Here is a 13,554-nt window from a genome sequence, read left to right as displayed (position 1 = left end):
CTTCTGCTAAGTTTTTAAGAACATTTATATGGCCTTTGATAAGAGCAGTCGGATTGTTCGTGACTGTTCTTTTTTCTATATGTTTCTTGAGATTCGATGCATTCGTTGGCTATGTGTAAAGCGAATGATAAAAAATAGAGGTGAATGTCGATGTGGCAGCTGTTTCTCTCGATGTTTGAGCGGCTTGGCATCATTGTGATGGTTGCCTTTTTGCTGACCCGCCTTCCTTATTTCCGCCGCCTTATTTACCAACAAGATGTCGGAAAAACACAGCGTTTTACGATTATGCTCATCTTTGGTCTTTTTGGTATTGTCGGCACATATACAGGATTAACGGTACATGTCGGCACATCAGAGATATCGAAATGGGCATGGGCGCTTAAAAAGGATGAAGCATTGGCAAATTCACGTGTTATCGGAGTTGTGATTGCCGGTTTGCTTTGTGGTTGGCGGGTTGGATTAGGTGCAGGATTGATTGCCGGAATTCATCGCCTGTTTCTTGGGGGATTTACTGCTGTTGCTTGTGGCGTCTCGACGATGATTGCCGGAGCGATTGCCGGATTTGTTCATCATCGCAAAAAAGGGGTTGCCGCGTTTTCACCATTGATGGCGCTTGTGGTCGGCATGGGAGCAGAAGCTTTGCAAATGTGTGTGATTCTTTTGATGGCTAAACCGTTTGAACATGCATGGATGCTAGTAGAAGCGATTGGAATTCCCATGGTTGTTGCCAACGGTCTTGGCTGTGCAATTTTTATTTTAGTCATTCGTAATGTCTTTCAAGAAGAAGAAAAAGCGGGAGCGCTGCAGGCTGAAAAAGCAATGCGGCTTGCCGAAGCGACCGTCAGTTATCTTCGCAATGGATTAACGCCGCAATCAGCAAAAGCGATTTGTGAACTTTTTATAAAAGAAGTTTCGTCGATTGCGGTGGCGGTGACAGACAAAACACGTATTCTTGCTCATGTCGGAGCTGGCAGTGATCATCATGTTGCAGGTGAGCCGATTCAAACGGAAACGACGCGAAAGGTAATTGAAACAGGCGAAATGCTCATTGTTCATAATCGAGTCATTTGCCGCCATGTTGATTGTCCATTACATAAGGAGATTATTGCTCCGCTAAAGAAAAAAGATGAAACAGTGGGTACATTGAAATTTTATTTTCGCTCAGAAGCAGATTTATCGTCGATTACTTTTGAATTTGTGAAAGGTTTATCTTCGCTTTTAAGTTTACAGCTGGAAATTGCAGAGGCGGAAAAGTATTATCAGCTGATGAAGGAGGCGCAAATTAAAGCGCTCCATGCCCAAGTGCACCCCCATTTTTTATTTAATGCCTTAAATACCATTGTGTCATACATTCGAATTGATCCGAATCGGGCAAGACAACTTCTTTTGTCGTTAGCTCATTATTTTCGCAAAAATTTAGTCGGTGCCACAGAGATGTTGTCCACTCTGGAAGAAGAACTAAAGCATGTTCGCGCTTATTTAACGATCGAAGAAGCAAGGTTTCAAGATAAATTGCGCGTCTTTTATGAAATTGAGGAAGGATATGAGCAGTTAACATTGCCGACAATGACGCTTCAGCCGCTTGTGGAAAATGCGGTGAAACACGGACTGCGCCATATGAAAAAAGGAAGTGAAATTGTGATCTCTGTTAAATCGCGCGGTTCGTTCGTAGAAATTGCCGTTTCAGATAATGGAAAAGGGATGGGAAAGGAACAAGTGGCCCGTTTATTGCAAAAGCCCGTCGCTTCACAATCTGGAGCGGGAATTGGATTATATAATGTCAATGAACGGCTAAAATCGCTGCTTGGAGAGCATGCGAAACTATTGATTATATCTCAAGAGGGGAAAGGCACAACTGTTCAGCTTGTTATTCCATACAAGCAGGAAGAAAGGGGGATATGTGCTGTTGCGCATTCGAGTGATGGTTGTTGATGATGAACCGCTGAGCCGCGAGGAACTCAAACATCTTTTAAATGCTTATCAGCAAATCGACATCGTTGCTGAAGCGGATTGTGGGGAAAGCGCTTTAGAGAAGCTGTTGAGATTTCAGCCTGATGTGGTTTTTCTCGATATTGAAATCGGAGAAATGTCAGGGTTAAGCCTGGCGGAAATGTTGCAGCAGTTGAAGCAGCCGCCAAGAATTGTCTTTGCTACAGCGTACCCTAACTATGCGGTGGAAGCATTTCGGTATGAGGCGGTCGATTATTTGTTAAAACCGTTCGATGAAGCCCAAGTGAATGAAACGGTTATGCGCCTCATTCGCCAATTTCAAAAAGAACGTGAACCATTTTCTGAAATTCCGATTCGCAAGTTAGCGATTGAGGAAGATGAACGTATTGTCTATGTCTCGCCGCATGATATTTTGTATTGCTACCGCGAAACAAAAGAAACAGTGATTGTGACAAAGCAAAAAACGTATCATACGAAAGTTCCTTTAAAGGAACTGGAACAAAAATTAAAGGATAACCTGTTTTTCCGTACTCATAAAAGTTATCTCGTTAATATTGAGAAAGTCGAACAATTAACACCATGGTTTAATGGGGCATACCAGCTAACATTGACCGGGGTTTCAGATAAAATTCCAGTCAGCCGCAATTATGTTAAATTATTGCGGAAAAAATTAGAATTATAGCTTTTGCATAGAAACAAGCACATCTGCATCTTTGCTGGAGGTTTAGAAAACGAATAAGGGGGCAACGCTATTATGCGCTGTCCCCTGAACGACTCGCTAGCAAAAGAAGCTGTTAAAATCTATCGTCGTACTTATTAAGCATCATGTACAATAATTGTGGTGTCTGATACTTTGCTTTTGAGACATCTACTTTTTGGTACAAAGATTAACCTTTATTTTCATTTGCTTCCATTTCCCGCTTTAGACGAATAAAGGCGATAAATTGATTGAGTTCGTCTTGTGAAAGAGATTTTCCGTCTATTGTCAAACCGATTTGGCTCAAGATATCTTTGCCTGTTAGCTCAAGAGTATCACGCTCACCTGTATAGGTTTCTGTCATACCTAGCAAATAATCGACAGATGTTTCGAACAAGATGGCTAGTTCTTTTAATGCTTCTAAAGAAGGTTGACGATATCCCGATTCATAGCCGGCATATGTGCTTTTTGCGATGCCAAGCTGATTTGCTGTATATTGCAATGACCAATTTTTTTCTTTTCTTAGCTTGGATAATCGTTTTGAAATCATTGAACTGCTCTCCTGTTCTGTCTATCATGATAAAAATGAAGCGTTCGCGAAATGAAGAAATAATACTTGTTATTGAAGTTGGAAATAGAATATAATTTAATCATTAAGTCGCATAGCGCGTACGAATATTATATCCTAATACATGCTATTTATTAATAAAGTATAACACATTTCGAAAAATATGATGAACTTTTTCTGCGAAAAAATGAATCATAGAAAGGTAGATTAAGATGTCAATACCAAGTGGTGCAAGCATGCATATTACAATTCGTCTTCAATTTCAAAAAGAACTTGTTTCGTTTGGTGAGATTGCGACTGCCATTGGAAAGGCTGGTGGAGATATCGTCGGGATTGACGTAATTTCTTCCAGCAAAACGCATACGGTCCGCGACATCACTGTCAGCGCATTTGATACAAAACATTGTGACTTAATTACGGACACATTAAAAAAAATTAATGGTGTCAAAGTCATTCATGTATCCGACCGAACGTTTTTAATGCATATTGGCGGGAAAATTGAAGTGAAATCGAAAATCCCCATTAAGACCCGCGATGATTTATCACGTGTTTATACTCCGGGAGTTGCCCGCGTTTGTACAGCGATTGCTGAAGACCCGACAAAGGCTTATTCGCTGACGATTAAGCGCAATACTGTCGCTGTTGTTTCAGATGGCACAGCGGTGCTAGGACTTGGCGATATCGGACCGCATGCAGCTATGCCGGTCATGGAAGGAAAAGCGATGCTGTTTAAGCAGCTTGCCGGTGTTGATGCGTTTCCAATTTGTTTAGATACGAAAGATACGGAAGAAATTATTCAAATTGTGAAAGCGATTGCTCCTGCTTTTGGCGGAATTAATTTAGAAGATATTTCTGCTCCGCGTTGCTTTGAAATTGAAGAAAGATTAAAGAAAGAATTGGATATTCCTGTTTTCCATGATGATCAGCACGGTACGGCTGTCGTCTTGTTAGCAGGACTGTTGAATGCGTTAAAAATTGTCGGCAAAAAACTAGAGGATATTAAAGTTGTTTTAACGGGAATTGGTGCAGCTGGAATTGCCTGCACGAAAATTTTACTCGCTGCCGGTGTGCGCAACATTATCGGTGTTGACCGTTTAGGCGCCATCCATCGAGGGGAAAATTATGAGAATCTGTATTGGATGGAATATGCTCAAATGACAAATCCAGATAATTTAAGTGGAACATTATCCGAGGTGATTAAAGGAGCCGATGTATTTATTGGTGTTTCTGCTCCAGGTATTTTAACAGTGGAAGATATTAAGAAAATGGCAAAAGATCCAATTGTCTTTGCAATGGCGAATCCTGTTCCGGAAATTGATCCGGAACTTGCTGAACCATATGTTCGTGTTATGGCGACTGGAAGATCGGATTATCCAAACCAAATTAATAACGTTCTTTGCTTCCCAGGCATTTTCCGCGGGGCGTTGGACTGCCGGGCAAAAGAAATTAATGAAGAAATGAAATTAGCTGCAGCGCAGGCGATTGCTTCTGTCGTAACAGATGAGGAATTAAATGAAACGTACATCATTCCAAGCGTTTTTAACAGTAAAGTAGCAGAGCGGGTACGTGAAGCTGTTATGAAAGCGGCATATCGTACAGGAGTTGCCCGTAAAGAAGCGATCGCTCCTACGGAATAATGGTATTAGGATTTTTGTACAAAAGACATGAAAGAACAAAGGAAAGGGCTGACCAGTTGGTGTCCTGCCTCACAACATGATTGTGAGGTCTGATACTTTGCTTTACGGTCAGCCCTTATGCTTAATGACAAATCATACTCAACAGTTGTGTATTTGAAGATGGTGGGAGTTGCGGAGATGTTTCTGTCAGGATTGAATCCCCGCCAGCTGGTACTTCGCTTTCAAGGGAGCCAACACCATTTTCGCCCTCCTCGTTTTTACACTCTGCAAACTAGCATATGCCTTATCCGATGCATATGATTTGTCATTTATGAACAGATAAAAGATCGCATCACAATATTGCTGCCATCATTTATTAAAAAGTGATTGTTGACGCATCTACCATTTATATACTTCATCATCATGATGATAAGTATAAAACATATAAAACAGGAAAAAAGTTCTATTTACAATAAACTTTTTTATATTAAAGTTTATATTAGAAAAAATTCAATATTTTTTGAATTTTTTATATACAGATGTTGTCATGTACATAGAGATGAATCGCAATGATTTACATGGGGATGGGTTTGCTGTTTTTATGCCGAATATGGTAAGAAAAGAGGCGTTTTCTTTTTTTTTTGACAAGTTGCGCAAAAGTATCAATGATATTTATTTTTTAGGAGTCGAAGCTTCTCCTTACAACAGCTTTTTTATATTATTCGGAATTATCAGGTTATTTTAAAATTCTATATCGAAATTATAGCCCTTTTATAATATGATCTTAATAGTAAATAACAAAGATTATACTGGCTTTACCTGGGGGGATTTTTATGGGAAAGGGCGGTTCATTGATTCATAAAATTTCATTTCAACTTATTGCTTTAGCAGCATTATTAATGGTTACTGTTACGGCTGTTTTAGGGGAAGTGAGTTATTCTTTTGCCAAACGCGAGCTGATTGAGAGCGGGAAATTGGACTTGCAGCATATTGTTGGAAATGCGGTGACAATGCTTGAACATTTGGACAGCCAAGTAAAAAGCGGTGAACTGACATTGGAAGAAGCTCAGGAAAAGGCGCGAACGCTATTAAACGGACCGAAACTGGATGAACATAAAAATATGTTTTATGACTATAAGCAAACGTCTTTTGTTTATAAAGAAAACGGTTATGTCTTTGCCTTTGATTCTAATTATAAAGTACAACTTCATCCTCTGCAGCCGTTAGGAGCAGACTTTTCAAAAATGAAAAACAGCCAAGATCAGTTTGTTATTCGTGACTTAGTGAAAATTTCTAAGTCATCTTCCCCATCTGAACGCTTTTATGAATATTTATGGAAAAATAAAGGGGAGAGCAAAGAAAGGGAAAAAATTGCTTACGTCGTTTATTTTGACGCGTGGGACTGGATGGTGGGTGTCGGTGCATATAAAGATGAATTTTATGAATCGCTGAAAATCTTGAAATATGTAACGATTGCGATTACAGCTGTTGTGTCGATACTTGGGTTATCCGTTTTTTACTTTTTGATACGAAGAAAAATAAAGGTGTTAGAAAAGCTGCAACATGTATCGGCAGTAGTCGCAGCAGGAAATTTAGCTGTAGAGCCTATTTCTTATAAAACGAAAAATGAAATTGGGAAGTTGACAGACGCATTCAATACGATGATCCAAAATTTGCAAATGTTAGTTGGCAACATTAAAGAAATGGGAATGAAAGTTTCTAAGGCTTCTGCTGAATTATCCGCCTTGAGTGAAGAAACGGCTGCTACTAGTGATGAAATTAACAGAGCTGTTCAAGAAATCGTAAATGTAAACAGCTCACAGGCTGCAGAAATTGAAAAGCTAAGCAATCAGACAGATTCGCTCGCATCATCGGTCGATAATTTATCGAAACAAAATAAATTAATTTTAGATTTAACCGAGCACGCTGCGACTGCAGTGGAAAACGGCAAAGAACAAGTATCTGTTCTCCAGCGGGCTAATCAGGCTTCCATCAAATCTTCCAATGAAATTAGCATCGGGATTACAAATTTATATACGAAGGTAAAAGAGATTTCAAATATAGTTACTACAATCGAGCAAATTGCGACACAAACGAATTTACTAGCACTTAATGCAAGCATAGAGGCCGCAAGAGCGGGTGAACATGGAAAGGGATTTGCGGTCGTTGCTGAAGAAGTACGAAAACTTGCTGAAGCAACCAATCTATCAACTGGAGAAATCCAACAAATGATTGAAGGAATTGAACGGGAAACAGAAGCGACTGTTACGACAATGTCACAAACGATTTCCATTTCCGATGAGTTAAATAAAGCTGTTCAGGATACGGAAAAGGAATTTGCGCAAATTTCTTCAGCTATTGCCAATATCATTAATGCTATCCGAACAAGCAGTAAAGATATTGATGTTATCCACCAAGGAATGCGAAACTTTATTGAGGCAACAGCGACGATTTCCTCAGTTGCCCAACAAACATCCGCATCATCTGAAGAAATAATGGCATCAGTCGATGAACAGGGGAATGCTGTTCAAACAATTACCCATTCTGCCGTTCAGCTTAACGAATTAAGCGAGCAGCTCAATCAATTAGTAAGTAAATTTCAACTAAAAGACTAATAACTCGTTTAATAAGGGAAGGTGCTGATTCAACGCACCTTCCTTTTGTTTTTTCGTTTTGATAGTTTTTAAGATAATAGTCTGTGTTATTGAACATTTTGCATAGAAGTGTTTCATTTCTATGGGAATGGATTTTTTTATTGCCAATGGTATTCGATTTATATTGAGTGTTTTTGATTGTTTTTAAATAAAAAATCGAAAGAATTTGATTGAATTTTGATGTTTTTGATTGATTTTTTAAACCGCTTCCATTATGATAAAAATACAGACAAAAAATAAGCATCATGGAGGTGAAAATTTGCTTACAGCAGAACGTCATCGCATTATTTTAGAATTGCTGGCAAAAAAAGAAGTCGTGAAACTCCAAGAGCTGGTCGAGGCAACGTCTTCATCTGAATCAACGATTCGCCGCGATTTAAGCCAATTGGAGAAGGAGAAAAAATTAAAGCGTGTTCATGGCGGAGCAGCTTTATTACAGCAAAAAAGAGAAGAGCTAAGCGTTTTCGAAAAATCAACAAAAAACATAAAAGAAAAACAGATCATTGCGAAATATGCCGCAAGTCTTGTAAGAGACGGCGATTGCATTTATTTAGATGCAGGAACGACAACATTACAGATGATTCCCTTTCTTGAAGCAAAAGATATTGTTGTTGTTACGAATGGGGTTATGCATTTAGAAGCTTTAATGGAAAAAGAAATTCCTACGTACTTGCTCGGCGGGATGGTGAAACAGAAAACAAAAGCTTTAATTGGCCGTGGTGCCATTCGCGCTCTTGAAAGCTACAGCTTCGATAAATGTTTTATAGGAGCGAATGGCGTTCATATTGACTACGGTTATACAACACCAGATCCGGAAGAAGCGTTAGTAAAGAGCATGGCGATGAAATTATCGCGGCAGGCATATGTTTTAGCCGATCATTCAAAAATAAATGAAAGTACATTTGCAAAAATTGCTAATTTAGATGAAGCAACGTTGATTACTGACGCACTTGACGAGGAATTACTGGCACAATACGAAGCAAAAACAGCAATCGAGGTAGTGACAAAATGATTTATACATGTACATTAAACCCTTCTGTTGATTACATTGTAGAAGTTGAACATTTTCGAGTCGGAGAATTAAATCGGGCAACGAAAACAGCCATATTTCCCGGTGGAAAAGGGATTAATGTGTCCCGTGTTTTGAAACGGCTTGGTGTCGATAATACCGCTTTCGGGTTTATCGGGGGATTTACTGGGCAGTTTATTGAAAGTGAATTAAAGAAGGAAGAAATTCACGCCGATTTTGTCAAAGTAAACGGGGATACACGAATTAACATTAAACTAAAATCCGGGGAAGAAACGGAGATTAACGGACAAGGTCCAGCTATTCTTTCTGAACATCAAGATGAATTAATGAACAAAATTCAAGCATTAAGTCAAGAGGATATTCTTGTTTTAGCAGGGAGTATCCCGCCATCTATTCCAGCGGATTTTTATAATCAAATGGTTGCAACATCGAAACGCAATGGTATCAAAGTAGTCGTTGACACAAGCGGACCGGCTTTAAAGCAATTCATTCAACATCATCCATTTTTAATGAAACCGAATCATCATGAACTTGGAGAGTTATTTGATACAGAAATTTCGTCTAAAAATGACATTATTTCTTACGGATATAAACTGGTAGAACTAGGTGTCGAAAATGTCATTGTGTCGATGGCTGGTGATGGTGCGTTTTTCTTTAATAAAGGAAAAATACTTTTCGCCACTGCTCCAAAAGGAATCGTGAAAAACTCGGTCGGAGCAGGGGATTCAATGGTGGCAGGATTTTTGGCAGCATATTTCAACGAACAAGATATAGAAAAAGCGTTTCAATACAGCGTGGCAGCAGGAAGCGCAACTGCTTTTTCGGAAGATTTATGCACGAAAGACAAAGTGGAACAATTGCTTTCTGAAGTGAAAGTGACGCAAGTATAGCGAGGGGGAGAGAAAATGAGAATTACGGATTTATTAACGAAAGATACAATGATTCTTGAATTGAAAGCGAAAACAAAAGAAGCGGTCATTGAGGAGCTTGCCAACAAGTTAGATGAAACAGGAAAGTTATATGATAAAGAGGCTTTTAAAAAGGCAATATTTGCCCGTGAAGCGCAAAGCACAACCGGTATCGGGGAAGGAATCGCCATTCCTCACGCAAAAACAACAGCAGTAAAAATTCCGGCAGTGGCGCTCGGGCGCTCTAAAGAAGGGATTGATTACGAATCCTTAGATGGCAAACCGAGTCACTTGTTCTTTATGATTGCGGCTCCAGAAGGGGCGAACAATACCCACTTAGAGGTGTTATCTCGCTTATCCACTCTTTTGATGAACGCCTCTTTTCGTTCAAAAATTGAAAGCGCTTCAACCAAGGAGGAAATATTAGATGTAATTCGTGAAAAAGAAGCCGAATTACTCAATGAAAACGAAGAAACTGCTTCTTCCGCGAAAAAAGTGTTAGCCGTCACTGCGTGTCCTACTGGAATTGCCCACACATACATGGCGGCCGATGCGTTGAAAGCAAAAGCAAGAGAAATGAATGTCGATATCAAAGTGGAAACAAACGGCTCAAGCGGCGTGAAAAACGAATTAACGGCAAAAGAAATTGAAGAAGCGGTTGCGATTATTGTCGCTGCGGATAAACAAGTGGAAATGGAGCGATTTAAAGGAAAACATGTCATTCAAGTGCCTGTTGCTCAAGCGATTCGAAACCCACAGCAGCTCATTGAGCAGGCGCTAAAGCAGGATGCGCCGATTTACCAAGGTGACGGAAACGAACGCAGTTCACATATACAAAGCTCTCCTAACCAGCGCACCGGTTTTTATAAACACTTAATGAACGGTGTATCGAATATGCTTCCATTTGTTGTGGGAGGCGGTATTTTAATTGCGATTTCGTTTATTTTCGGAATTAAGGCGTTTGATCCAAACGATCCTTCCTATCATCCGATTGCCAAAGCGTTAATGGACATTGGCGGAGGCAGTGCGTTTGCGCTCATGATTCCTGTTCTTGCCGGATTTATTGCGATGAGTATTGCCGATCGTCCTGGTTTTGCTCCGGGGATGGTGGGCGGCTTTTTAGCGGCAAACGGCGGCGCGGGCTTTTTAGGCGGTTTAATTGCTGGCTTTCTAGCAGGCTATTTAGTCGTAGGATTAAAGAAAGTATTTAGTCGTTTGCCACAATCGCTCGAAGGAATTAAACCTGTGTTATTATACCCGTTGTTTGGGGTATTGATTACTGGCCTTGTCATGATGTATGTCGTTATTGATCCTGTCAAAGCCTTAAACGATAGCATGAAGGTTTGGCTTGAAAATATGGGAACAGGAAATCTTGTGTTATTAGGCCTCATTTTAGGCGGAATGATGGCAGTCGATATGGGAGGACCGATAAACAAAGCAGCGTTTACATTCGGAATCGCAATGATTGATGCAGGAAATTATGCGCCGCACGCAGCGATTATGGCAGGGGGAATGGTGCCGCCGTTAGGGTTGGCGCTTGCGACTACTTTCTTTAAACATAAATTTACAAAAGCGGAACGTGAAGCAGGGAAGACGTGCTATATTATGGGCGCATCGTTTATTACAGAAGGAGCAATTCCGTTTGCAGCAGCTGACCCGGTGCGCGTGATTCCTTCGATTATTGTCGGATCTGCCATTGCAGGTGCCTTGACCATGATGTTTGGAATAGGATTGCCGGCACCGCATGGGGGAGCATTTGTCATTCCTATCGTCAAAGGCAATCCGCTATTATACATTTTAGCTATTTTCATCGGTTCAGTTGTAACAGCGGTAATGGTTGGCTTGTGGAAAAAAGAAGTAAAAGAATAATAGAAGAAAAGGCGCGATAAGAAATACTTCGCGCCTTATTTTTAGGCGAAACATTTATAAGCGGTAGAAGGGATGAAACAGTTTTGTTATCATCCCTTAATATTTTAACGAGTGAAACGGTGTTTTTTGAAAATACCCTTTTGTTTCCTGAACAAGTATAATTTCCTAAAAGGCTGATAATATTCCCATTAATTTTTCATCGGCTTAGTGCTAGAATAATAAGGTTGTAGTTTGTATGAATGGAATGTTTAAAGGAGCATGAGAACCATGATAAAGTCATTTCTCCAGTTAAATACGATTTTTATTAGTATTTTAATAGAGTCATTGCCATTTGTGTTAATTGGCGTATTTATTGCCGGAATTATTCAAATGTTTGCGACTGAAGAGATGATTGAAAAATAGGTGCCGAAAAACAAAGTATTAGCGGTGTTGTATGCGACGTTGATTGGCGCTCTGTTTCCTGCGTGCGAGTGCGGGATTGTCCCGATTGCGCGGCGCTTAGTTGCCAAAGGGGTACCGCTTTATGCCGCGATTCCGTTTATGCTAACGGGGCCAATCATTAACCCGGTTGTCTTATTTTCTACTTTTATCGCTTTCGGAAGCAGTTTAAAAATGGTGCTTTACCGTTCCGGTTTTGCGCTTGCTGTGGCGATATTAATCGGATGGGTGCTGGCGGTACAATATAAAGATGACCAATTGCGGAAAAAAGAAGTCATTTCATCTTCCATGTCTAAAACATTGAAGGAGAAATGGATGGGAACGCTTGAGCATAGCATTGATGAGTTTTTCTCGTCAGGAAAATATTTAATCATCGGTGCGTTTGTCGCTTCAGCGATGCAAACTTTTGTCAAAACGTCGACCTTAATGCAGCTGGGACAAGGGAAAGTGTCTTCTTCATTGATCATGATGGCGCTTGCGTTCGTATTATCGCTTTGTTCAGAAGCTGATGCTTTTATTGCTTCTTCCTTCCAATCTACGTTTTCATTTAGCGCTTTGACGGCTTTTTTAGTTTACGGTCCGATGATTGACATTAAAAATACATTGATGCTTTTACAGTCGTTCAAAACGCGTTTTGTTGTACTGTTAATTGCTTATATCACTGTTTTTGTATTTGTCGGTTCATTACTGATTTAGGAGGTGAAATGGATGCTTCGGACATATATTTTACTTGGTTTTACTTTTTTGTTTTTCCATTTACATGCAACAGGAAATATAAGCAAGTACATTAATATGCGGTATTGGTATTTATCGTTTAGCGCCATTTTTATTTTTGCTTTCCTTACTGTTGTACAATTCAAAATTGCGAACCGAAAAGAACTCACTCATCCATGTTATGATGAAACATGCTGCCACCATGATGCTCATGTACCTAAATGGAAAAAGGCGTTTAATTATTGTGTTTTTATTTTTCCAATTGCTTCAGCGCTTTTATTGCCGATTGCAACATTGGATTCGGAACTTGTGAAAGCGAAAGGGTTTCGTATTCCCGGATTTGAAACGAAAAGTGAAGATCCGTTTGTTCAGCGGCAAATTCTTCGGCCTGATACAAGCATCTATTATGGAAAAGAAGGTTATCATGACATCATGCAAAAAGAATTAGAAATGTTTTCTAATCAAGATCCGCTAATCCTTAAGGATCATAACTATTTAAAAGCGTTGGAAACGATTTATCAATTTCCGGGACAATTCAGCGATAAACAAATTGAATTGGATGGATTTGTTTATCATGACGGAACAGCGGCGGATAAGCAGCTGTTTGTATTGCGTTTTGGGATTATTCACTGTGTAGCTGATTCAGGAGTGTTTGGGCTATTGACAGAATTTCCAAAAAAACCGCACTTGCAAAATGATGAATGGATTCATGTAAAGGGGAAACTATCGACTGTTTACTACCAGCCTTTTAACATCACAATTCCATATGTCAAAGTCGAAGAATGGAAGAAGATAAAGGAGCCAAAAGAACCATATGTGTTTCGTGGTTATGACTAATTATTTTTTGTTCATATGCCGTCATGTACAGCATACGAAATATGATTTCTGTCAACCAGCAACTTGTCGAAGCTTTGCATAATAAGGCGCAAATTTGTTCCGAGCGGTTGAACAATTTAGTCTAATCCCAAAAGAAGTCTCCCACTTTAAATTTGTGTCAGTCAACGAAGTGGAGGTAGTTCACGCTATAAGGAAGCTTGAACAGATTTTGGCCGTTCAGATTTTTTTCTTGCTGGATAGCCGAAACTTATTTCCCATTATAAACGTAATAGG

The 13,554-nt window shown here is 39.7% G+C and carries 11 protein-coding genes; 10 read left to right on the top strand and 1 reads right to left on the bottom strand.

Annotation, left to right across the window (positions count from 1 at the left end; all coding sequences use genetic code 11):
- Window positions 1-150 precede the first annotated feature (150 nt).
- Both B0I26_RS10925 and B0I26_RS10920 read left to right on the top strand, forming a co-directional pair.
- Window positions 151-1,932 carry a sensor histidine kinase gene (locus B0I26_RS10925; protein WP_111645471.1) on the top strand — a complete coding sequence of 594 codons (1,782 nt, stop codon included), beginning with the start codon at window positions 151-153 and terminating at the stop codon, window positions 1,930-1,932.
- A complete protein-coding gene (locus B0I26_RS10920; protein WP_111645470.1) occupies window positions 1,901-2,632 on the top strand; it encodes a LytR/AlgR family response regulator transcription factor in 732 nt (243 codons plus the stop codon). Before B0I26_RS10925 ends, B0I26_RS10920 begins: the two co-directional genes overlap by 32 nt.
- 205 nt (window positions 2,633-2,837) lie before the next feature.
- Here B0I26_RS10920 and B0I26_RS10915 read toward each other — a convergent pair whose 3' ends face one another.
- Window positions 2,838-3,197, bottom strand: coding sequence for a helix-turn-helix domain-containing protein (locus B0I26_RS10915; RefSeq protein WP_111645469.1), 360 nt, complete (start codon window positions 3,195-3,197; stop codon window positions 2,838-2,840).
- Between the two features lie 230 nt (window positions 3,198-3,427).
- On the opposite strand from B0I26_RS10915, the gene B0I26_RS10910 reads away from it, so the two are divergent.
- The 8 genes from B0I26_RS10910 (at window position 3,428) to B0I26_RS10870 (ending at window position 13,281) form a co-directional block, all read left to right on the top strand.
- Entirely contained in the window at window positions 3,428-4,852 is a 1,425-nt protein-coding gene (locus B0I26_RS10910) for an NAD-dependent malic enzyme (RefSeq protein WP_111645468.1), read from the top strand.
- Window positions 4,853-5,664: 812 nt separating this feature from the next.
- A complete protein-coding gene (locus B0I26_RS10900; protein ID WP_111645466.1) occupies window positions 5,665-7,446 on the top strand; it encodes a methyl-accepting chemotaxis protein in 1,782 nt (593 codons plus the stop codon).
- Between the two features lie 298 nt (window positions 7,447-7,744).
- Window positions 7,745-8,497 carry a DeoR/GlpR family DNA-binding transcription regulator gene (locus B0I26_RS10890; RefSeq protein WP_111645464.1) on the top strand — a complete coding sequence of 251 codons (753 nt, stop codon included), beginning with the start codon at window positions 7,745-7,747 and terminating at the stop codon, window positions 8,495-8,497.
- Window positions 8,494-9,405, top strand: coding sequence for a 1-phosphofructokinase (gene pfkB, locus B0I26_RS10885; RefSeq protein ID WP_111645463.1), 912 nt, complete (start codon window positions 8,494-8,496; stop codon window positions 9,403-9,405). Before B0I26_RS10890 ends, pfkB begins: the two co-directional genes overlap by 4 nt.
- A gap of 15 nt (window positions 9,406-9,420) precedes the next feature.
- On the top strand, window positions 9,421-11,292 hold the full coding sequence (locus tag B0I26_RS10880) for a PTS fructose transporter subunit IIABC (RefSeq protein ID WP_111645462.1): 1,872 nt from the start codon (window positions 9,421-9,423) through the stop codon (window positions 11,290-11,292).
- Window positions 11,293-11,559: 267 nt separating this feature from the next.
- Window positions 11,560-11,694 carry a hypothetical protein gene (locus B0I26_RS18995; protein WP_409991426.1) on the top strand — a complete coding sequence of 45 codons (135 nt, stop codon included), beginning with the start codon at window positions 11,560-11,562 and terminating at the stop codon, window positions 11,692-11,694.
- Window positions 11,695-12,426, top strand: coding sequence for a permease (locus B0I26_RS10875; protein ID WP_245934762.1), 732 nt, complete (start codon window positions 11,695-11,697; stop codon window positions 12,424-12,426).
- Between the two features lie 12 nt (window positions 12,427-12,438).
- Complete coding sequence (locus tag B0I26_RS10870; protein WP_111645461.1) at window positions 12,439-13,281, top strand: TIGR03943 family putative permease subunit; 843 nt, start codon at window positions 12,439-12,441, stop codon at window positions 13,279-13,281.
- The last annotated feature ends 273 nt before the right edge of the window (window positions 13,282-13,554 follow it).

It is taken from the genome of Paranoxybacillus vitaminiphilus (assembly GCF_003259935.1).
GTDB lineage: Bacteria > Bacillota > Bacilli > Bacillales > Anoxybacillaceae > Paranoxybacillus > Paranoxybacillus vitaminiphilus.
Note: the sequence above shows the minus strand (reverse complement) of the source record. Positions and strands in the feature narration are given on the sequence as shown.